This window comes from Natrinema salsiterrestre (assembly GCF_029502005.1).
GTDB classification, from domain to species: domain Archaea; phylum Halobacteriota; class Halobacteria; order Halobacteriales; family Natrialbaceae; genus Natrinema; species Natrinema salsiterrestre.
The window spans coordinates 1-20,190 of sequence record NZ_JAMQOT010000002.1; the positions used below are offsets into that span (position 1 = coordinate 1).

General features: G+C 53.5%; 22 protein-coding genes. 14 read left to right on the plus strand and 8 right to left on the minus strand.

Features of this window, described 5'->3' with window-relative positions; genetic code table 11:
- The 4 genes from NDI89_RS05460 to NDI89_RS05475 form a co-directional block, all read left to right on the plus strand.
- Positions 1–119 (plus strand): integrase core domain-containing protein (locus tag NDI89_RS05460; RefSeq protein WP_277521295.1); only part of this gene is annotated, 119 nt, incomplete at its 5' end.
- 85 nt (positions 120–204) lie between these two features.
- Positions 205–1,509: a TaqI-like C-terminal specificity domain-containing protein gene (locus tag NDI89_RS05465; protein ID WP_277520510.1), complete on the plus strand. Its 1,305-nt coding sequence runs from the start codon at positions 205–207 to the stop codon at positions 1,507–1,509.
- Positions 1,506–4,469: a DEAD/DEAH box helicase gene (locus NDI89_RS05470; RefSeq protein ID WP_277520511.1), complete on the plus strand. Its 2,964-nt coding sequence runs from the start codon at positions 1,506–1,508 to the stop codon at positions 4,467–4,469. Before NDI89_RS05465 ends, NDI89_RS05470 begins: the two co-directional genes overlap by 4 nt.
- Positions 4,469–5,014 (plus strand): TATA-box-binding protein, encoded by a 546-nt coding sequence (locus NDI89_RS05475; protein WP_277520512.1) that lies wholly within the window; start codon positions 4,469–4,471, stop codon positions 5,012–5,014. The genes NDI89_RS05470 and NDI89_RS05475 overlap by 1 nt, the downstream gene beginning before the upstream one ends.
- 19 nt (positions 5,015–5,033) lie before the next feature.
- Here the strand turns inward: NDI89_RS05475 and NDI89_RS05480 are convergent, their stop codons facing one another.
- Complete coding sequence (locus tag NDI89_RS05480) at positions 5,034–5,696, minus strand: hypothetical protein (RefSeq protein ID WP_277520513.1); 663 nt, start codon at positions 5,694–5,696, stop codon at positions 5,034–5,036.
- 465 nt (positions 5,697–6,161) lie between these two features.
- Between NDI89_RS05480 and NDI89_RS05485 the strand changes: the two genes are divergently transcribed.
- On the plus strand, positions 6,162–6,350 hold the full coding sequence (locus NDI89_RS05485) for a hypothetical protein (protein WP_277520514.1): 189 nt from the start codon (positions 6,162–6,164) through the stop codon (positions 6,348–6,350).
- 78 nt (positions 6,351–6,428) lie between these two features.
- Here the strand turns inward: NDI89_RS05485 and NDI89_RS24050 are convergent, their stop codons facing one another.
- Positions 6,429–6,920 carry a DUF7344 domain-containing protein gene (locus tag NDI89_RS24050; RefSeq protein WP_425607750.1) on the minus strand — a complete coding sequence of 164 codons (492 nt, stop codon included), beginning with the start codon at positions 6,918–6,920 and terminating at the stop codon, positions 6,429–6,431.
- A 1,621-nt stretch (positions 6,921–8,541) separates the two neighbouring features.
- On the opposite strand from NDI89_RS24050, the gene NDI89_RS05495 reads away from it, so the two are divergent.
- The 5 genes from NDI89_RS05495 to NDI89_RS05515 all read left to right on the plus strand — a co-directional run bounded on the left by NDI89_RS05495 (position 8,542) and on the right by NDI89_RS05515 (position 10,967).
- Positions 8,542–9,210: a hypothetical protein gene (locus tag NDI89_RS05495; protein WP_277520516.1), complete on the plus strand. Its 669-nt coding sequence runs from the start codon at positions 8,542–8,544 to the stop codon at positions 9,208–9,210.
- Complete coding sequence (locus tag NDI89_RS05500; RefSeq protein WP_277520517.1) at positions 9,207–9,590, plus strand: hypothetical protein; 384 nt, start codon at positions 9,207–9,209, stop codon at positions 9,588–9,590. Before NDI89_RS05495 ends, NDI89_RS05500 begins: the two co-directional genes overlap by 4 nt.
- Before the next feature lie 147 nt (positions 9,591–9,737).
- Positions 9,738–9,926 (plus strand): AbrB/MazE/SpoVT family DNA-binding domain-containing protein, encoded by a 189-nt coding sequence (locus tag NDI89_RS05505; protein WP_277520518.1) that lies wholly within the window; start codon positions 9,738–9,740, stop codon positions 9,924–9,926.
- Entirely contained in the window at positions 9,919–10,695 is a 777-nt protein-coding gene (locus NDI89_RS05510) for a serine integrase family protein (RefSeq protein WP_277520519.1), read from the plus strand. The genes NDI89_RS05505 and NDI89_RS05510 overlap by 8 nt, the downstream gene beginning before the upstream one ends.
- On the plus strand, positions 10,692–10,967 hold the full coding sequence (locus NDI89_RS05515) for a hypothetical protein (protein ID WP_143095883.1): 276 nt from the start codon (positions 10,692–10,694) through the stop codon (positions 10,965–10,967). Before NDI89_RS05510 ends, NDI89_RS05515 begins: the two co-directional genes overlap by 4 nt.
- Before the next feature lie 118 nt (positions 10,968–11,085).
- Here NDI89_RS05515 and NDI89_RS05520 read toward each other — a convergent pair whose 3' ends face one another.
- The 5 genes from NDI89_RS05520 to NDI89_RS05540 form a co-directional block, all read right to left on the minus strand.
- Positions 11,086–11,547: a response regulator gene (locus NDI89_RS05520; protein ID WP_277520520.1), complete on the minus strand. Its 462-nt coding sequence runs from the start codon at positions 11,545–11,547 to the stop codon at positions 11,086–11,088.
- 67 nt (positions 11,548–11,614) lie between these two features.
- A complete protein-coding gene (locus NDI89_RS05525) occupies positions 11,615–11,947 on the minus strand; it encodes a DUF7344 domain-containing protein (RefSeq protein WP_277520521.1) in 333 nt (110 codons plus the stop codon).
- Positions 11,948–12,030: 83 nt separating this feature from the next.
- Complete coding sequence (locus tag NDI89_RS05530; protein ID WP_277520522.1) at positions 12,031–12,678, minus strand: helix-turn-helix domain-containing protein; 648 nt, start codon at positions 12,676–12,678, stop codon at positions 12,031–12,033.
- Between the two features lie 111 nt (positions 12,679–12,789).
- Entirely contained in the window at positions 12,790–13,056 is a 267-nt protein-coding gene (gene ddfA, locus NDI89_RS05535) for a DdfA family disk-determining factor (RefSeq protein ID WP_277520523.1), read from the minus strand.
- Between the two features lie 127 nt (positions 13,057–13,183).
- Positions 13,184–13,654: an Lrp/AsnC family transcriptional regulator gene (locus NDI89_RS05540; RefSeq protein WP_277520524.1), complete on the minus strand. Its 471-nt coding sequence runs from the start codon at positions 13,652–13,654 to the stop codon at positions 13,184–13,186.
- A 115-nt stretch (positions 13,655–13,769) separates the two neighbouring features.
- On the opposite strand from NDI89_RS05540, the gene NDI89_RS05545 reads away from it, so the two are divergent.
- Both NDI89_RS05545 and NDI89_RS05550 read left to right on the plus strand, forming a co-directional pair.
- Entirely contained in the window at positions 13,770–16,256 is a 2,487-nt protein-coding gene (locus NDI89_RS05545; protein ID WP_425607751.1) for a PAS domain-containing sensor histidine kinase, read from the plus strand.
- 624 nt (positions 16,257–16,880) lie between these two features.
- Positions 16,881–17,789: a phosphatase PAP2 family protein gene (locus tag NDI89_RS05550; RefSeq protein WP_277520526.1), complete on the plus strand. Its 909-nt coding sequence runs from the start codon at positions 16,881–16,883 to the stop codon at positions 17,787–17,789.
- 157 nt (positions 17,790–17,946) lie between these two features.
- On the opposite strand, the gene NDI89_RS05555 is transcribed toward NDI89_RS05550, so the two are convergent.
- Positions 17,947–18,237 (minus strand): PadR family transcriptional regulator, encoded by a 291-nt coding sequence (locus NDI89_RS05555; RefSeq protein WP_277520527.1) that lies wholly within the window; start codon positions 18,235–18,237, stop codon positions 17,947–17,949.
- 694 nt (positions 18,238–18,931) lie between these two features.
- Between NDI89_RS05555 and NDI89_RS05560 the strand changes: the two genes are divergently transcribed.
- A complete protein-coding gene (locus NDI89_RS05560; protein ID WP_277520528.1) occupies positions 18,932–19,606 on the plus strand; it encodes a helix-turn-helix domain-containing protein in 675 nt (224 codons plus the stop codon).
- An 84-nt stretch (positions 19,607–19,690) separates the two neighbouring features.
- Positions 19,691–20,020 carry a DUF7344 domain-containing protein gene (locus NDI89_RS05565; protein ID WP_277520529.1) on the plus strand — a complete coding sequence of 110 codons (330 nt, stop codon included), beginning with the start codon at positions 19,691–19,693 and terminating at the stop codon, positions 20,018–20,020.
- Positions 20,021–20,190: the final 170 nt, after the last annotated feature.

Consider the following 20,190-nt stretch of genomic DNA (forward strand, 5'->3'; position numbering starts at 1 on the left):
CGTGGGTGGGCAGTCGGGTGAGCGTCAGAGAATGGCTTGAACAGTTCATACACTACTACAACACACAACGACCGCACCAATCACTTAACGAACAGACGCCAGCGGAGGTGCTAAACTAGACAGTGCCTACTTGAGCATACCCACAACACAACTGAAGATGGATTAATCGAAGTAGTCGACCAGGTTGACGGAGAGACCTGGGAATTGGAACCCGGATTGCTCAAACCATTCTTGAAAGGAAACGACGTACACCGATATGATCCATTAGAACCCCGGTACTGGGTCATTTTCCCCTATCATATTGATGGTGAAGATGCTGAATTCGTTGAAGAAGAAGAACTTGAGCAACGGTATCCACGCACCTATGAATATCTTCGACAGCATGAGGATGACCTGAGAAATCGGGAAGGTGGTAAGATGGACCATGAGCGTTGGTACGACTACGTCTATCCAAAAAACCTCACAGATTTCCAAAAAGAGAAAATTATAACTCCAGAAATTAGTTATGGACCTAATTTCACGTATGATTCTGATGGGACATACCACACCACGAAGGTATATGGTCTATTAGTCAATGACTCAGTAGACTTCTCACCTGAGTATTTGCTTTCCGTTCTGAATAGCCCCACTTTGTGGTTCTTCCTGAGCAATACCGGATATACTCTTCGAGGTGGCTATTTCACTTTTAAGACAAACTATCTCAATCCGTTCTCTGTTCCACAGATTCCTACAGACTCAGATGCTGATTCTGTTGAAGAATGTCAAGAGTGGTACGAGAAATTTATCTCACAGTCAACTACTGAAGAGTGCCCCATCTTTACCGAGCAGTTCGACCTCCGTAGTGGGACGACTCATGACTTCCTCGGATTCTTAGCTGAAGAGATTATCCAACTCAAAGCGCAACATGATCAGTTGAATCTGAACATATTGGACTACTTGGGCACATACTCGAACGGTCAACAATTAGGTGAGCTAGCAGAGTATCAGCCACCTCAAGGTGCAGCTGAGTCTATCATCGCTGAAACTTCAGAAACGAGAGATAGCCTCCGAGTTGGAAGCATAGATATTGTTGATTCAGGATCTAAGTTAGAAGTCAAGCTTACTGCTCGGTATAAACCAGATGACCCAGAGGATTTTGAAACCGACCAATGGGGGTATACTGAAACACAGTCCTACTCAGCAATGGAATTCATTGGCCTCTCCGAGGAGATGAAAGCGATTATCAAGGAATTTGTTCCTGTCGCAGTTGAGGAGGCAGGCGGTTTTGCTAACTTCCGAGAAACAGCAACCAAGACGAACTCACTGATTGACCGCCTAAAGAAAACCACACTTCCGGCTCAGGACGACGTTTCTGATGGTATTCAGCGGTACCTCTCGACGAAAAACCGAGCAGAGAACATTCAATACCAGATTGAGAAAACCGATGACCTCATCAATCGGATTGTATACGCTCTCTACGGCTTCGAGGATGACGAGGTGGAGCGTATCGAATCAACACTAGAAGAATGACCGACTTTGAGGTCGGCGAATATGTCAAGTTCGCTGGTGGCCAAGGCGAAATCACGAAAATCGAAGAGAGACCGAATGGAGGCCAACTCCTCCACGTCTACACCACAGAGGGACAGCTTCGAAAACTTCCGAGTGGCCTACCTCATATCGAGAGGATTGACTCCATCGTTGACCGGCTCGCAGCGCGGCAGATTGATTCGCCTATCCACTACGACCTTCGGAAGCGTGCGACTCGCCTTGACCTCGCATACCGGTACGATCGGTTCCTGTCGCTGACGAACAACCGCATCGAGATCGAACCGTATCAGGTTCAGGCTGCTTACGAAATCCTGAACTCCTACGACCACCGCTACCTCATCGGCGACGAGGTCGGTCTCGGGAAGACCATAGAGGCCGGTATCGTCATCGAGGAACTCATCGCTCGCGAACGCGCCGAGCGTGTACTCATCGTCGCACCGGCACCGCTGACCGTCCAGTGGCAAGAGGAGATGCGAGAGAAGTTTGACCGGAACTTCGTCATCTACGACCGCGAGACGGTCGAAACTCATCGACAGTCCCACCCGAACCAGAACGTCTGGAAGCAGGAAGACCTCATCATAACCTCGATCGACTTCGCGAAACAGACGACCGACGATCCTGATTCGGACAAAGTCTCTGTTCTCGATGCGCTCGATAACCTCGACGAGGAGTGGGACGTCGCCGTTTTCGACGAAGCTCACCACCTGACAGCTCGCCGCTCGAGTGACGACTCTATCGAGCGGACGCAACGCTACCTAGTGGGCGAGGCGGTCGCTGAGAACTCTGACTCCCTGTTGCTCCTCACAGGAACGCCACACAAGGGCAAGTCCGACCAGTTCTATTTCCTCGTCAGCCTGCTCGACCCGTACCGCTTCAGCCACGAGTCACAAATTAACCCCGACGCGCTGGAGGACTTGATGATACGGCGGTTGAAAGACGACATGTACGACACCGATGGGACGCGCATGTTCCCCGAGAAGAACATCGAGGCATTGGGTGTCGACATGTCCGAGGCTGAGCGAAAGCTCTACGAGGACGTCACTGAGTACATCCGCGAATACTACAACCTTGCACAGCAAGAGGAGAACCAGGCTGCCGGCTTTACGATGGTCATCTACCAGAAGCGGCTGGTCTCTAGCGTCCATGCCATCAGAAAATCGCTGGAAAACCGCATGCGGGCGATCCAGAACGATGGCATCGCCGAAGAACTTCCCGACGACGTACAGGAGCTTATCCCGCGCTACAGTACGGAACCCGAGACGCTAACCGAGGCCGAACGGTCACGTGTCGAAGAGGCCCTTGAGACGGTCACGATCACCCTGAATCGGTCGCAGATGCAGGAGGAACTGGACCGTGTTAAACAGCTCTGGCAGCAAGCCAAGAACATCGAGACCGACTCGAAGGCACAACTGCTTCGCCAGTTCGTCGACCGCATTCTGCGGGAAGACCCCGATGAGAAGATCCTCATCTTCACTGAGTACACGGACACTCTCGAGTATCTGCGCGATCAGGTGTTCCCCGAACACGACATCGCGCAGGTGTACGGTGACCTCGATCAGGAGCGCCGTCGGCGAGAGATGGAGAAGTTCGAGGAAGAAGCGAATCTGATGCTGGCGACCGACGCGGCACAGGAGGGGCTCAACCTCCAGTTCGCCCACATCATGGTGAACTACGACCTGCCGTGGAACCCGATTCGTATCGACCAGCGCATGGGTCGACTCCATCGCTACGGACAGGAACACACCGTCGAGATTCGCAATCTGTTCTTCAAAGATACCCGCGAGAGCGAGATTCTCAACCTTCTCGTCGAGAAAACCAACCAGATCGAGTCTGACCTCGGAATGCGGTCGGACGTGATGGGTCGTGTTCTGGAGGATGTCGACCTCGACGAGACGATCATGTCTGCTATCGCTGAAGGTCGGCCAACAGACAAGGTGGTGGCAGACATTGAGTCGACCATCGAGGAACGCAAAGACGCCTTACAGACCGTTGAGAACGAGTTCCTCATTCGGGACCGGTTTGACCTCTCCAACGAGGACGAAGAGGTTCTCGATGTTATTGAACGTAGCCAGCACGGGGAGGTGAGCGAAGACGACATCGAAGTTCTCGTTCGCGAGTTCTTCGATGAGTTCAGCGGTACAGTCAAGGGCGTTCGCCCCGGCCCCTCGCGTTCTGGTGGAGACGTCTACCAATTGGACGTTCCGGACGTACTCTCGGGTGACCGAGTTTCTGGGCAGTACGAACGTGCGACCTTTACCAAAGAGGTCGCGATGGACCAGGATGACGTCGACTTCATCGCGCTCGATCACCCGTTAGTCCAGTCGCTTATCGAGTTCTGTCTCAGCTCTGACCGCATCCAAGGCCAGCTCGCCGTCAAAGTCACTGGTGGAAGTGAGCCAGCACCGGGAATACTCTTTACTTACCGACTGGGTTACGTCTCAGGGGCTGGCGATGTCGTCACCGAGAAACTCGTTCCACTGTACGTTACCACGGACGGCGAGGTCTCCACCAGTGCTCCCGAGATAATCGATACGCTCCCTCCCGAAGAGACCTCCTCTAACCAAACTCTCGACCGTTTGGCATCGATGGCTGAAGAACTCCACCAGGAGACACAGATGGAGGCCTGGACGCAGGTCGAGTCGTTCGCCGATGAAGCACGTGAGGAGCGCGAACGCGAGATCGAGATCAAGCGCCAGCACGCAGAGCGGTACTTCGAGGAGGAAATCAATGAGTGGGAAGAGCGCCTCGAAACGTACCAGCAACGAGACGAAGAGGGAAAGGACATGTCCGCTCCGATCGGAAATGCGAAACGGAAGCTCGAATCGCTGCGACGTGAGCGGGACGAAGAGCTGGCTCGTCTTGAGGAAGAGAAACACGTCACGCCAGAAGAGCCAGACTTAGTGTCGGCCGCGTTCGTCATTCCAGATGAAGAGGCTGAGTGATGGTCAGTATCGCCAATGTTGTCGGTTCGGGAAGTCTGAACGTTGAGTTAGACGTTGAGCAACTGGGTGCTGATTTGGATGTGCCGTATACTGAATACGACCCAGAGAACTATCATGGCCTCTACGTCCGTCTGGTGGAGGGCGGGCCATTGATCACGGTCTATCGCAGCGGGAAATACATCATCAGCGGATGTTCGACGTTCGAGGAACTGGAGGATACGAACGAAAAGTTCCTCGAGCACTTGATTGAGTTCGGTATCATCGATTCTGACCTTGATCCAGGATTCACCGTACAGAACGTCGTCTGTACGGCCGATCTGGGGCACAGTGTGAACCTCAACGCGCTCGCAATTGGTCTAGGGCTCGAGGCGGTCGAATATGAGCCAGAACAGTTTCCTGGGTTAGTTTACCGACCTCCCGAATTCCCTACCGTGCTGTTACTCTTTGCAAATGGGAAAGTCGTAGTCACAGGGTCTCCAGACATACAAACAGCAGAAGATGCGTTTTCTAATCTGGAGTCTCAAATAGACGATCTACTCGAGTAAGTGCGGGAGGCTTATTAGATTAGATGGTCCACTCTGGCCGATCTTTGACGAGAGCTAAGAACTTATCAAGTGTGTTCTCGCTGGTTGATTCCTCCGTATCATCTCGAAGGTCTTCTAAGCGCTCGTGGACGTCACCGACTGCCGAGTTGACTGCGAGACCTTGGTGATAGCTGAGCTGAGTTTGTCCTGTCGCGACTGCGACAGAGCTGTAGTTGAGGCCTGCTGCGATCGCAGCTGCATAGAGGACGGGTATAGAGAGCCCTTCGTTCGTCCCGAGATAGTATGGCCACGATGCGAGACCGATGTAGTATTTTGCTTCGACAAAGAGGGTCCCTGAAGGTTTGTATGTGACTCTGATGGTCGTGGCTGGCTCCGATGGATCGGGATACGCTGCTCTTAGATACAGCGGTTCATTCGACTGAGGATCATATTCGTGGTTCGCAGCTGAGAGCCCCGAGAAATGCTCTCTAACTGTCTCTGAAACTGTGAACCAAGTCTCTCCTACAGGTGTTTCCGTTTCGCGTACGTCAGTTGGTGATTCAGTCGTAGTGATTTCCGTCGGTTCTGGAACGTCTTGAGGTAACTCGACCAGGGTCGAGTCAAGCGCCTCCAGTCCTGAATAGAACTCGTCGACCGGTGGAAGATCCGGTGCAGAGTTCTCGACATCTGCTTCCTGTGTCATCAAACGACGATATGGCCTATCAGTAGTTGGCTATTAGTTGGCTTAGATCAGGAGGTCTAGAAATGGGATAGAAGACCGTCTGCTCCTGTATTGAGTTTCGGACTAAGGAACCGACTTAGATTGTCTAAGACCTCTGATCAATACATCCTCAGATCAACGTTGTTGGTTGATTATCGGTTTGTGCATCCGAGCTTGCGCCTAATGTTCTTCAGTCCAAGGTGAGAATGGCAGAATATGACAGGAAAAGAGCGGGGACCAACCGATAGAGAGATTTGGGCGGCATTTGATCGCGTTGATGGATGCGTTCCAAAGACTGCGGAAGCGAAGACAGAAGCAGTAGTTCGTCAAATACTGGCCTTGTGTATCGAGCGAACGAGCCCCGCTGATCCCCGGAAAATCACGACGGCTCAGGAGATCATGTGCAACTGTTCAGGAGTCTCCAATCCCGACACCGGACGAAAGTACATGCATCGGCTCACCGGACGAGTCGACGGCTGGGAGTGCATCCCAGGGTTCAATCTACGCAGGAATCAGAAAGCGTACGACTGGCCCCACGGACGACTCGAACTCCTGTTCAACCGTGAAGCGTACTGTGAGGGACGTACGTTACCTGGTGGCTATACGATTCGATACAAACACCTCAAGGACGTGTAGACCTAGCATCAACTAATTAAACTCACTTGCCATCAAAGAGAGAATTCTCGCTCTTGCAGTTCTGAGACTGGAGTTTAGCTACTGAATGTTGGAACCAGGTAACAAGATCGCGAAAGCGTAGAACGTCCGTAGATTTGCTCCTGGATAGACGACATTGCGGTCGTGGTCGAATCGGACAACATCTTGTCGGTGGAGAGGGTCAAGATGGCTTTGGATGAGCGAGACGTAGACTCGATGCTTCTCTTCTCCGGTGACCTGGCGCGGTTCTTTGCTGACCTCGATTGCTGCAACTCCCTCGGCCAGATCACCGACATCTACTGGTGGTTCGGGAGATTCCTCGAGCAGATAGCGGGCGACATTGACGCGTCGTTGACTACTGAGGATCATACCGAACGGCAGCTCGTAGTCGGTGCTCCCAGCGTCAGTCATCGCTTCCTCCTTCAGGTAGTCTACTTGGAAGACTGTGCATCTGGAACCGAGCGAGACGTTTTTGTCTGATAGCTCGTAATTGCATACGCGGTTGCTCCAACACCGCACCTGGCCCGCGCCCAAACGCGGGCCGTTACTCATACCGGTACGGTGTATGAGATGTTGCGGACCGGACTAGGATAAGTAGTTGCATCTTGCCGTACTGGGATTTGCTTATCGTTGGTCTGACTTGACGATCGGAGTCTAACGAGTCATATGTACTCATCCCGGTTGCTATTACATCTATAGACACGATCCCTCTCTAGATTGGATCTCACGACTGGTCTAGGGATGCATCGGATACACTATCGGCTGACGACAGCGTTACTCTACATGACATTCAATCATCGACGAGATGAGTTTTCGACGACAGCAGGGAGACTATCAATCAGACAGACGGTGAGTTCCCGCTCGAAGAGATCCACTACAAGATGCGAGGAAGAGGGAAAATTGTTGGATTCAACGAAGATGTTCTAGATACGTTTCTCGAAGAGACAACGTCCCGGTCACAGAAGTCGATCCTACTACTGTTGCTTCTCCACTTTGGTGAGACTGTTCGTCCCAGGTCGAAAGACCTAGGTCTGGCTCAAGCTTCGACACACACACCCCGTGTTTCATCTGCAAGTCCTCTTGAGAGGGGGGGAACCCCCTCCGAATCAGCGGTCTTGAAATCATCAACTTAGTGGATCGATGTTTCTTTCGATCCACTGCACTCGCTGAGAAGGTGATGCGCTTGGAGACACACACACCGTACTTCATCTGCAAGTCCACGTGAGAAGGGAGGCCCCCTTCGAAATCAGTGACTTTGGAATCATCCAATTAGCGTAGGACAGAGAATCATCTACCCTGATTCTATCGCAAGTTTCCAAGAGCAGGATTGCCTCGAGATATGATCTTTTACTCATCTCTTGCTGAGAGATCGCCCTATTAACTATAATAAAACTCTTTTGGTATAGGTTATTATTACTGCCATCAAAGAATCTACTCAGCAGATCGTATACCCTCCTCCATCTATGAGAAACGAGCAATATAGGCGCTCTACAGGCAATTCTCTTTTTCAGGGACCGGCGAAAAGCTACCTGACGGGCCTTCTCAGATACATTTGCAGATGAAACACGGGGTGTGTGTGTCTGGAATCTCAGTCTGAGTCTTCGAGAGTTGTGTGTGGTGTGTAAACTCTCCACTCGGTCGTCTTGTTAGTTCTCTCACGTCTACTCACAGAAGCACCCATCCCATCGATTATTCCGAAGGCAAAGTCTCACTGTAGAGTACGCCCAATACTGTGACCGGGCTCTATTTCTGGGGCCCTCCCTCTCTCAGAGGCATTTGCAGATGAAGCACGGTGTGTGTGTCCAACTCTGTATATTGACATTTTCCGCTTCTTAGTAGAGCTCACGTCAAAACAGTACCCTCAGGCCACTGCGATCACCCCATTTTTGGTTTGAAAGTTGGCTGGAAGTTTGTCAGGGAGTGCAGTCGACGACGATCGTCTTGACTGCTTTCCGAATCCCGTTGTACAGTCAAGGGGGCAATCTGCTCGTTAGCTGCTGGATTTGTTAATTATAGACCGGTTTTGAGTTCCTCAGTTCTTTGCTGCAACAACGGCTTTCCGAGCTACGTTGCCCCTCTATTGGGTGATCTTCCCATATTCCTCCTTCAAAGTCGAGTATCTGGAGGGTGCTCAGGCTTATAATGAACCATCCTTGACTGCGTCACGGAACGAATGAGCAACCAAGAGCAGTTAGACAAGCAGGCGCTGACCGAGCTTCGAGACATCGCTAAAAAGGTAGCAATGGGCAACGCTCCACCAAGCGACTTTCTTTCGCCAGCTTTCCACTACCTTGCACGGGCACCCATTCCGTCGGGTCACCTAGCCGTGAGATCGTTAGGCCGAATTTCGTTTGGTCGAGACAACGCCCACAGACCGGGGATCATCCTGTTCGTTCCAGAACAGGACTTGAACAACAGCGACCGACTGCGTGAAGTCAACCGACAGGCTGCGTTAGGGGTCCCAACTCAGAAAGATTATCGCAGTATGACCGACGGGTCGTGGGATTCGCCCGACGCTGCTGCTACGTTCATCTCGAATAATGTCTCTCTCGAGCTCGATGCCGCAGAGCAGGCTGATGTCGAGTACGAGGGGACGATCTATAACCAGCTACTCCCAGCGGTGATCTGTGCGCTCGAGTCTATAGACGATGCATATGTTCGATGGCGTGGTCCTGGATCGGAGGGTCGAGTGCAGATCGACGAGGCCCTCGAAGGCCAAAGTGGATTCGCAGTCTGGGTCCACCCGGACTGTCTGGGCCCAGACCTTCAACCAGAGGACATTGCGAGATTCTGCGACGCAGATGAGGGTCAACCATCCATAATGGAGGGAATCGATCTGTGAGTGCTGATCAACACGACTTACTCGAGTGGTTCCCGACCGCTGATAAGGACCGAACGAGCGTCAGCAATGTCGTAGGTGCGACTCCACTAGGGATGAGCGTCAGGAGGGAAGTCCGCTTCCGCGACTGGGTTGATCCTGTGCTGGTCCGCTGTGAACTCGAAATTCGTCCTACCCATGCTGGAGGACGTATCGGGGTCGTTGAGTGGACGGTGATAGTCCTCGGTGAGGTCTCGACCGTTGCTCTCGAGAGAGCTGAGCGTCTCTACGAAGAGATCGACTACGATCCCACTGTCGATGATTTACGTGACCTCACGGCTGAGTTGATGTCGAAGCAAGCCCATCCGTTTGCAAAGGAAGGTTGGAGCAAAGTTCAGGACTAACTCACCACAGCTTTTGCTTTGCTCAGAACCGACTCTGTGAGTTGCGTCTGAGATGTAGTCAGAAAGGGAAGGCGTCCCACTACCCTGGGGTTCCGGGACATCGGTAATTAGCACTAAGTGTAGTGCTACTCTTAGCACTAACTGCTAATGCCCAAAACAACCGTCACAAAGACCTCCAGCACTATCACGAATTCCGACGGCGAAGAGAGAACCGTCGAACAGTATCGCACAACCGTTCCGAAAGGAATTGCTGAAGCAATGGGACTCGAAGGGGAGCGAGTTGAGTGGGAAGTCAAAAGCGGAAACAAACTCGAAATCACGATCCTTGATGACTGACGATAGCACACACGCGCTCGCGTTCATCCGGCGGTCACAGGGCGACGAGGACGGTGCGAGCCTTCGCCTTCAGCGCGACCAGGTGCCTGAGCTTGCCGACGAACTCGCCGACAGCATCGATACTGTCGACCTCGGCGTTCACACCGGGTTCAGTATCCTCTCGCGCGACGAGGGTGACCCGCGCATCGACGCCAATGACGAGGTCCTCAAGGCGGTTGAACGCGTCCGCAACGGCGAGTACGAGTACGTCGTCTCGTGGGACGACAGCCGACTCGCCCGTGACGACTATTTCGCCGAGTGGCGTCGCGCCGCCGCCGAGGGTGGCGCCGAATTCGCTTTCGTCGCCGATGTCGAGGACGTCGACAGCATGGCCCACGGCGTCCGCCGAACAGTCGAGACTGCGATCAAACGCGAGGAGATTCAGAAGGCGATCGCGGCTGTGCGCGACCGAGAGCAGCGGGAAATGTGGAATACCCGTCCACCGGTCGGCGTTGAGTTCGACAGCGAGCGCGAATACTTAGTTCCGGGTGAGCAATTCGGCGACGTGATCGACGCACTCGAGATGCGCGCCGATGGCGTCCCGTATCGAACGGTCGCCGACGAGACCGGACTCTCCCGCGGAGCGATCGGTCGATGGGTCGACAACGTTGAGATGCGTGCACGGTCATGTCGCGACGACGAGACCGCGCGACAGCTCATTGAGGCGGCGAGCACTAACGACGAACCCGACGGACTCAATGCTTCCACCACCGGAGGTGAGGCAGCGTGACCTACGACGAGACGCTTCCGAAGCTCATGTCAGTGATTGACCGGACCGAACTCGTTAGTGAGGATTCTCGACCGACGCTGTCGCAGGCACGGATAATCGCACCTGCCGGGAGTTCATCAACAGATGTTGCGGTAGTCCTTAATGCAGCTCGCGATGGTGAGAACCGGCAGCTGACCGTGCGGACTGACGCTGACGGGATGCGTGCGCTCGGAGAGTCGCTCATTGAGGCGGCTGACTCAGTCTCTCCCAATGACGGTCGTAGTGACGAGTAGCGTCGCTCATCTCTTGACACAGCACACGAATCTGGCCTATCGAAACCCTCGAGCTGTGATGTGTTTTAACGGCCGTACGAATACTAAGAAAGGACGCAACTTGCTCATTAGCCATTCGTTAGACTGTGTCTCTAGAGGATTTTCGAACGATTGTGATTCCGTATCCACCCATGTTTTGGATGGCATCAAGGAATTCATCTGGATTGAGCGGCTTCTGGATATAAGAGTCCACGTTGATACCAGACGACTTCGCAATATCAACTTCCGAACCGGACCCAGTCATTCCAATCACTGGAATCGACGCTAATTCAGACCGGTTACTGAGGGTATCGAGAACGTCCTCGCTTTTTCTCCCAGGAAGTTTGGGATCCAGAAGAATGATGTCTGGTAGCGGAGCGTCCGTGTACCCCCCGTGTTGATGGATGAAATCGAGGGCTTCGTCGTCGTCGTAGACGACATGAATTTCGTTCGTAATGCCTGCGTCAGCGAACAATTCTTTCATGAGTCTCACGTCACCGTGATTTGCCTCAATTAACAGGATCTCTACGGCACGCCTCTCGGAAGGTTCTGGTGAAGTCATACCCGTTTGATTCGGCCCCCAGAGATTCGAGAACCGCCGATCTGTACACACTATAAAACACGAACGATCAGTAATCCTCAATGACCGTGGCGAAGTCGATAACGGATTGATCATCAGTGATGTCAGTGAATTCGACCATTTTACTGGTTGGTTCGTATCTGATGAGTCCTGCCTCGTCGAGCCTTGGAAGATGCTGATGGTGAAGCGTAAGAGCGATCTCGTCAGTTGTCTCGGAAGTTGCCTTCTCGCGTGCGGCAAGCCGAGAACTCAGGGTGTCGACGAAGACTCGGTCAGTCCGATCGTACCCTCTGAGAACTGCAATTAGATGGCGACGACGGGGATCGGCAAGAATCTCGAACAGCATATCTGGCTCGCAGGATGTGGGTAGGGCGTATTCCATTCTGACTCTCGCCCTTATTAGGTATCCACCGGATATAGCTTAGTAGGGGAGATAGACAGGGTGCTTAAATACTTAGCTTAGAATCATCCTGTCAAGAGGGCGTTTTCGATGAGTTTGGAAGTCCCGCGGTGCAATCGCTCTGAAAACGCCTGCTGGGAGAGGCCAAAGCCATCAGCCAGTTCGGTCGCAGTCGCTTCTCGGGGTGCCTCGTAGTAGCCGCCTTCGTAGGCTGCAACGAGAGCATCACGTTGCTTCGTCGTCAGGTTGAACGCGCCACTGTGTGGCTCAGTTGGTGAAAACAATTGTTCCAAAACGACATCTCCATTAGTTCTGAAATGAGAGTGGAACTCCGCTAACCGCTCACGATCGGCAAACCGAACTTTCAATTGCCACTTCTCTCCTTGTCCAGTCGCCTCCAGAATCACTCCCTCGTGGTCGAGAACCGTGTCTACAGTGCGAGCGACCTCGAGGTTCCATGTCATTTTGTACAACCGCGAGTCAGGGAACCGATCAGTTACGTCGAACCGCTGGACTGATGGATCACTGGCTACCGCTGCGTCGAACTGATCAAACTCGGACTCTGGTCCCGAGACCCAGAGAAATGGCATAATCCACTTGCGGCTGTGAGCTACGAGTCGATCAAGTTCGACAGTCAGTGAGGGCGCTGCTTCGAGGGATTCGGCAAGGCCAAAAGTAGGGGCAGAAACCGTGAAGTCACCTACGACACTCATTGCGGTCAGTAGAGGCGATGAGCGGATGAATCTTCCGCTCACCTTTCTTTCCGTAGAGTACCGCTTGACGCATATCAGTATACCCTATCCGTGGGCAACTCACTAAGAGAGCTAAAGGGGTTCTTCAACAGATGTTAGTTCATCGGCGAGCCTGACTGTTCCATCGCTGTTGACGACGACTGTGTGACCGGCGTACTCGAAGGTTATCTTCCCGTCTGAGCGAGGTGATCTATTTGTCTCTGTGAACAGCGAATCCAACGCATCAGGGTTGATCACTTCATAGAGAGGATCGAGAGCGAGAGGATCAACGTCCTCATTTTCAGCTATGGTTTCCACGATGGCTTGACTGAGTGGCTGGTGTGTTGCTGTTGAACTCATTACCGAACCCAGGTCTCTGACGTTAATAAATGTGTCTGCTCGCTGTTATTTCGAAGAGTGTACTTGAATTAGAGTTCCAAAACCTCTATCGTCGGGTTATATACGGAGAAATTGGAACTAAAAGTAGTTAGTCCTCTGCGACCTCCTTACCGAAGTTATCAGCAGGCTTGTGGAGTTCGCGCTTGAGTAGTTCATTACGAACAATCTCAAGGCCCAACTCAGCCAACTCATTAAGCGTCTCTTCGATTTCCTTCCGTGTGGAGGTCGCAATTTCGAGCTCGATATTCTGATGATGGGTCAGCAGTTCCCGAACCGTGACAACCCCATGAATGTCGAGTGCCTGTTCTGCGAGCTGGCTACGTTTGTCCATCGGAGCTGTCGCGGTGAGGAGGAGGTGATGATCGAGCCCGGCTTTCTCGTAGTCGATCGTCGGCTGGTAGCCGGTGACGATGCCTTTTTCTTCGAGTTTGCTAATGCGGTTGCCGACAGTAGTTGAGGAGACGCCAACCTGCTCGCCAATGCCCGAGGTCGTATTGTTGCGGGCATCTTGCTGGAGTAGATACAGGATACCTTGATCGGTAGGATCGAGGTCAACCATAGGTCTGTGAGCGTACGCGCTCCATCATCAACAAGACTGGGGCTCGCAACTTCGTCTCGCGTTAGCACCCCAAGATGCACTAATTGCATATACCCTCTGGCCATACCAACGTATAATGGGAGACTCTGGGCCTGGGGACGGAATCACCCAAGACGGCGTTATGAAACTTCTCCGGCAACAGGCGTCACCGCTATCGACTGAGGAAGTTTGTAAGTCGTTTGGATGTTCGTGTCAGGCCGCTCAACGGCACTTAGAAACACTTGCCGAGCGTGAACAAATCCAGCGCAAGCAAGTGAGTGAGTCGAACGCCGTCTGGTGGGTGACGGACAGGAATCTCCAGGGCGACAACCAGAATGTGGATGAGAAGTTTAGTGCCTTCGTGAGTGCTGTCGAGGACTACGCTATCTTCGTGCTCCGCCCCGATGGCACGGTCGCAACGTGGAACGAAGGGGCCAAACGGATCAAGGGGTACGAAGAGGATGAGATCGTCGGCGACCACTTCTCGACATTCTACACTGACGAGGACGTTGTTGAGGGCGTACCCGAGCGAAACCTCGAAATTGCTGCAACCGAAGGGCGGGTAGATGACGACGGTTGGCGCGTTCGAAAGGACGGTTCGCGCTTCTGGGCAAACGTGACGATTACCGCTATCCGAGACGAAGACGGCGAACTCCAGGGGTTCACGAAGGTCACCCGTGACATGACTGAGCGCCGCGAGTACGAGCAACAACTCGAGACGCAAAACGAGCAACTCGAACGCCAGCGCGACGAACTCGAAGAAGAACTTGAGGACGTTTTCGAGCGGGTTGACGATGCGTTCTATGCCCTCGACGAGAAGTTTCGGTTCGAGTACGTCAACGAACGCGCAGAAGAGATCCTCGGCAAGTCTGCGGGCGAACTTCTCGGACAGGCTCCCTGGGAAGCGCTCGACGCTGATGAAGACGACCCGCTCTTTGCGAAGTACGAGACGGCACTGGAGTCCCAAGAGTCACGATCCTTCGAACGGTGCTCGGAGCCGCTGGGAATTTGGGAGGAGGTCCGGGTCTACCCCTCTGAGTCCGGCCTCTCGGTGTACTTCCGAGACATTACCGACCAGAAGGAACGCGAACGCGCGCTGCGCGAGAGCGAAGAACGATACCGATCACTCACAGATGATGTCCTCGATACCTCCGAGGTAGGGACGTTCATCCTTGATTCAGAGTTCGAGATCGTATGGGTCAATGAAGCGGTCGAGGAGTATTTTGATCTCGATCGTGAGGCGATTCTCGGACGGGACAAGCGGGAGGTCATCGAGGACCACATCGCCGAACTATTCGAAAAACCGCAGGAGTTCGCCAACCGCGTGACTGCGACATACGATGACAACACCTACACCGAACAGTTCGAGTGCCACATCGTAAAAAATGAAACCCGCGACGAACGGTGGTTGGAACACTGGAGCCAGCCGATCCAGTCCGGGCTTTACGCCGGTGGTCGGATTGAGCACTATACTAACATTACTCAACAAAAACAGAGAGAACGAGAACTTTCGTGGTTTAAGCGAGCGGTCGAAGCATCGGGTCACGCGATCTACATGACCGACGCCAATGGTGAGATTACGTATGTCAATTCAGCGTTCGAGGAAATAACCGGATATTCTGCTGAGGTGGCTATTGGCAAAACCCCCGAGATTCTCCAGTCTGGTGAACACGACGACACATATTACCAGACGCTTTGGGAGACGGTTCAGGATGGAGATGTCTGGGAAGAAGAGATTACTGATCGTCGGAAGAACGGCGAACGTTACTATGCCGAACAAACTATTGCCCCAGTCACCGGCGAGAACGGTGAAATTGATCGATTTGTTGCCGTCCAGAACGACATCACTGAGCGTAAACGACACGAACAACGGCTTGAAGAACTCATCGAACGGCTAGATGCGTCCAATGAGCGCTTAGAACAGTTCGCGTACGCTGTCTCTCACGACCTCCAGGAACCACTGCGGATGGTTTCCTCGTATCTTCAGCTCATCGAGCGCCGGTTTGAAGACGACCTCGACGAGGAGGCGTTGGAGTACCTCGATTTCGCAGTCGATGGGGCCGAGCGAATGACCGAGATGATCGATGATCTCCTGGCGTATTCCCGAATTGAAACCCAGGGGAGTCCAACTGAACTTGTGGATCTGGATGCTGTCCTCGAAGATGCCCGAGCCGATCTTCAGTTTCGGATAGAAGAACACGACGCTGAAATTATGATCGAGGAGCTCCCAGAGGTCAAGGGTGACGAAAGCCAACTTCGCCAGCTCTTCCAGAACCTTCTGGATAACGCGATCGAGTACAGCGGCGAGGAACCGCCGCGAGTCCATATCTCAGCGGCGCAAGAGGGGTCGACGTGGCAAATTTCTGTTCGAGATGAGGGTATCGGTATTGATCCAGGGGATCAAGAACGTATCTTCGAGATTTTCCAGCGACTCCATACACGAGAAGAGCATGAAGGCACAGGAGTCGGCCTCGCACTGTGTGAACGTATCGTTGACCATCATGGCGGCGAAATACAGGTGGAGTCGGAGGCGGGTGCAGGAACCACGTTCACAATTTCGCTACCGGCCGTCGATAGTACCTAAGTAGTCGGTATCTTTCACTATGAACTACTTCTGGATAACGTTATTTTGTGGACGATATGACTCCTGTAATTAGTACGATATAATGGTTCCTATAATTAGGGCGATATATTTTCACACGGAACAGGGCAATAGACGTGCTGAAAAGCAGAGTTACATCGGAACCGCTGGGGTGTGGGTGGGTTTGATAGCGAACGTTGCAAACGTCCCGTTTCCAGACTAACACGAGCAGGAGTATTCTTGAAGACCTCTGCGCTTGCCCACCATCATTACCCTAAATCGTCAGCGATCGCCTCCAGTATCGTTTGCTCTTCCTCGATTGATCTCTTGACGAGCCTGAGACACGGCTCGCAGAACATCAGCTTCCCCTCCCAATTTTTATATTTCAGCGTCGGACCCTAGACGGGTACGTCGCCGCAAATAGACACTGTACTGACTCTCTGCTATCTGTTTGACATGGCGTTGAATGGGTATTACTAGAAGGTCGCTGAGCCATAGGCGTATCCAAGTACCGCCACTCTGGTCGATGTTTGAGTCGCATCGCTACCTCTCTTGCTGGGTCGATCTGTTCGCACACTGTAGGCCGAGGCTATAACAGCACGGAAGCCAACAACCCCCCGTACAAGGATGCTCACAGAGGACCGCGGTGTTGGGATTACCGAGGCGCTTCATGGGTCAGCGCAGGACCCCATTCTCGTGCTTTTCGCACTGCTGACGCAACTCGGTGACGTGTGGTTCCTCTTTCTGGTGGGCGGTGTACTTTACGTTGCTGGGGATGAATTTCCACGGTGGGGGATCGACCGGCGGCGTGCTTTGTTCGTCCTTGGACTCCTGCTCACGTATGTTGCCCTCATCGGGGTACTCAAACAGTTCTTCTTGCTCCCTCGTCCGGTAGGAGCGGGTGAACCGCCCGTCGTTGAGTGGATACCATCGCTCTTCCAGCCAGCGTTCGCAAGTATTTCGACAGGGGACGGGCCGGGATTTCCGAGTGGTCACGCCTTCGGGACGACGATGGTATGGGGTGGATTCGCGCTTGTCGTCGTCGAGGACAAACTATCGCCTCTGTGGCTCGGAGTCGCGGGCGCTGTCGCCGGTATCGTCTCGCTCTCGCGGCTTGTTCTGGGAGTTCATTACCTCGTAGATGTTGTGGTCGGAGCTGTCCTTGGACTGGTAGTATTGGGAGTTCTCTACGTGATTACCGACCGTGGCACCGCTCCCGGTCGGGTGCTGCTTGTTGCCGCCGCCATCGCGGCACTGGGGTTATTACAAGCGGTTTCTTTCGAGAGCGTGGCCGCACTCGGAAGCGCCGTTGGCGCATGGCTCGTCTGGCGTGGCATCGCTGATTCAACGCCAGCCCACCCGTCGAACCGTTGGGAGGTCGGTGCTGGGTTCGCCGTCCTTGGACTCGCGGGCGGTCTCTTTGCACTCCTGTATGCTCTCGAACCGCCACTGCTGGTCACGTTTTCCGGTTCCGCTATCGCGGTCGGTGGTGCTGTTGTCGCCCCACTGGCCGGTGAGAAACTCCTTGATCGGTAAGGCTCTTGATTACCTGACTGGGTGCCAATTAGGGAGGTTGAATCTGCGGATGGGCAATACGCACTTCTCTTTAGTGGATGGAGTAGCGCGTTTTCTCTGAAAATATCGCAACGCCAGTCCGTATATCTAGAAGCAGTGGTTCACAGATACTCGGCAGCTATGCCAGGATCTCTGAGTCTTCGAGGTACTGTTGTTCCCAGTCGCGGCGAGCTTCGAGTTCTCGATGGCCGCGCTGGGTTTCAGCATAGTAGTTGGTCCGCCGATCGAGTTCGCCCTTTTCGACGAGGCCCTTGTTTACCAGATCATCGAGATTCGGGTACAGTCTGCCATGGTGAATCTCCTGGTCGTAGTAATCCTCAAGTTCGGCTTTGATTGCAAGGCCGTGTGGCTGGTCCTGGCCGACGATCACATACAACAGGTCGCGCTGGAATCCGGTCAAGTCGTGCATGCCCTGGCTCACCTGTGTCGAGGTGGCAATACGATCACACTTAATAGCCGAGGGTAATTTGGTCGATTAGTGGAGAACTCGCTGGTGGTGCCGATGTGTACGGCAGTCTGACGGGCCACGGCCAGCAGATATGTATCGGTAGTGGGCCTGCCGCCGGGTAATGCACCCCGAAGCGATCGAGCAATGCGCCTACTGCCACGCGCCAAACCCAGTTACATACTACGAAATCAATGATGGACCGGATGCAGTGCTCACTGCACGAATTCCAATCTGCCAGGGGTGCCTCCACCAGACTGGTCGCTGAGCAGTCACAGAACTGGCTCCGTTGGTCTCTCTGTGGACGATGGATGGGGTCCTCGCCACGTTCGAGATAGTGATACAGTCTTGCCTCCGTTCTAACCCATGGTATTGAACAACAAGGATTTATTCGTGTCTGGAACCACATACTCAGTACGGAACCAGAGCTGCACACTATGTGTCTGCACCCCGTCGTGAAGGGGCGTTTGAACTGGGATCTCCGGGCGAGCAGGCAGTCTCCTTGTTCTCCTCGCGTGGGCGTCACGCGGGACGCATCACAAAGCATCACGCGTTCCGCAACAGCGATCAGCCTCTCATGTCTACGCCACACACCGACGGCCCCAACCGAGATGACCGTCCACCAAGCGACGAGCAACACACTACTGACGACGAGCCGATGGTAGTCTTCGAGTTTGCCGTCCCGACCGAAGAACTCGCCCTGGAGCAAGCCCTGACGGAGTACCCGGACGTGATCGTTGAGTACGAGCGGTTGGTCCCTACGAACGATACCCCCTTGCCGTATCTCTGGACGACCGACGGGCAAACACCGCAGTTCAAGCAGACTGTCGCCGCCGATCCAAAAGTCGATCACCTCAAGAAAGCCGCAACGTTCAACGAGGGGGCGCTGTACCAGATTGAGTGGACGAATGATGGAGAGCAGTTACTCCAGTGGATCTCCAGCACCCACGAGGACGTAGCGCTCCTTCAAGCAGAGGGGCATGACGACGAGTGGGTATTGAAACTGCGCTTTCCGTCGCGATCGGTCCTTTCTGAGTTCCGCGAGTTCGCTGACGAACAAGCGATTGACCTGCGCGTTATCCGCCTCTACGATCTTACCGACCCGAAGCTGGGCCAGTACAACATCACGAAAAAGCAACGCGAGGCGCTCATTCAGGCTCTGGAGATGGGGCATTTCGAGATTCCGCGCGAAGCCACCCTCGAAGAAGTCGCCGCGTCCATCGACATCTCCCAAAAAGCACTGTCAGAGCGCCTCCGCCGGGGCCAGACGAACCTCATCAGTAACTCGTTGACTGTCGGCCAACCAACAGGGGTCGGTGTTGGCGAACAATAACGGACGTCCATACCGAGAGAGTATATAAATCCCTCAAGTTATGGAGGTCGTGGGTTTTCCCTGTCACTCGATTAATCCTCACTAATGACCCCCGACAACCAGCAAGACCTTGACGACGTGTATCAGAGTGTGGCTAATCAGCGCCGTCGAACCGTCCTGACCTATCTCGAAGAAGCGTCGGATGACGCAGCCTCACTCGACCAGCTTGTTGATCACGTGGTGGACCAAGAAACGCACTCACCAGGGCCGGATCGGGAATCAGTCCTCATTGATCTCTATCACTGCCAATTGCCCATGCTCGACGAGGCGGGAGTAATCGATTTTGATAGCCAGACGGAAACGGTCCAGTATAGAGGACACAGAGAAGTCGAGCGGTTATTTTCCCCTCAAAAACCAGATATTCATCAAAGATAGAACAAGATTCAGTAAAAATGCGAAAAAACCACTCCGGATCACCCTGTAAGATGTTCTCCTAGCTGGTTCCCATGCCCATACTATCAGGTTTGGTAAGTTCGCAGACGCGGTCGTCCAGCTGATTCAGTCTTATAACGCTGGAACCATCCCACCGCTGATTCCGTCGATAT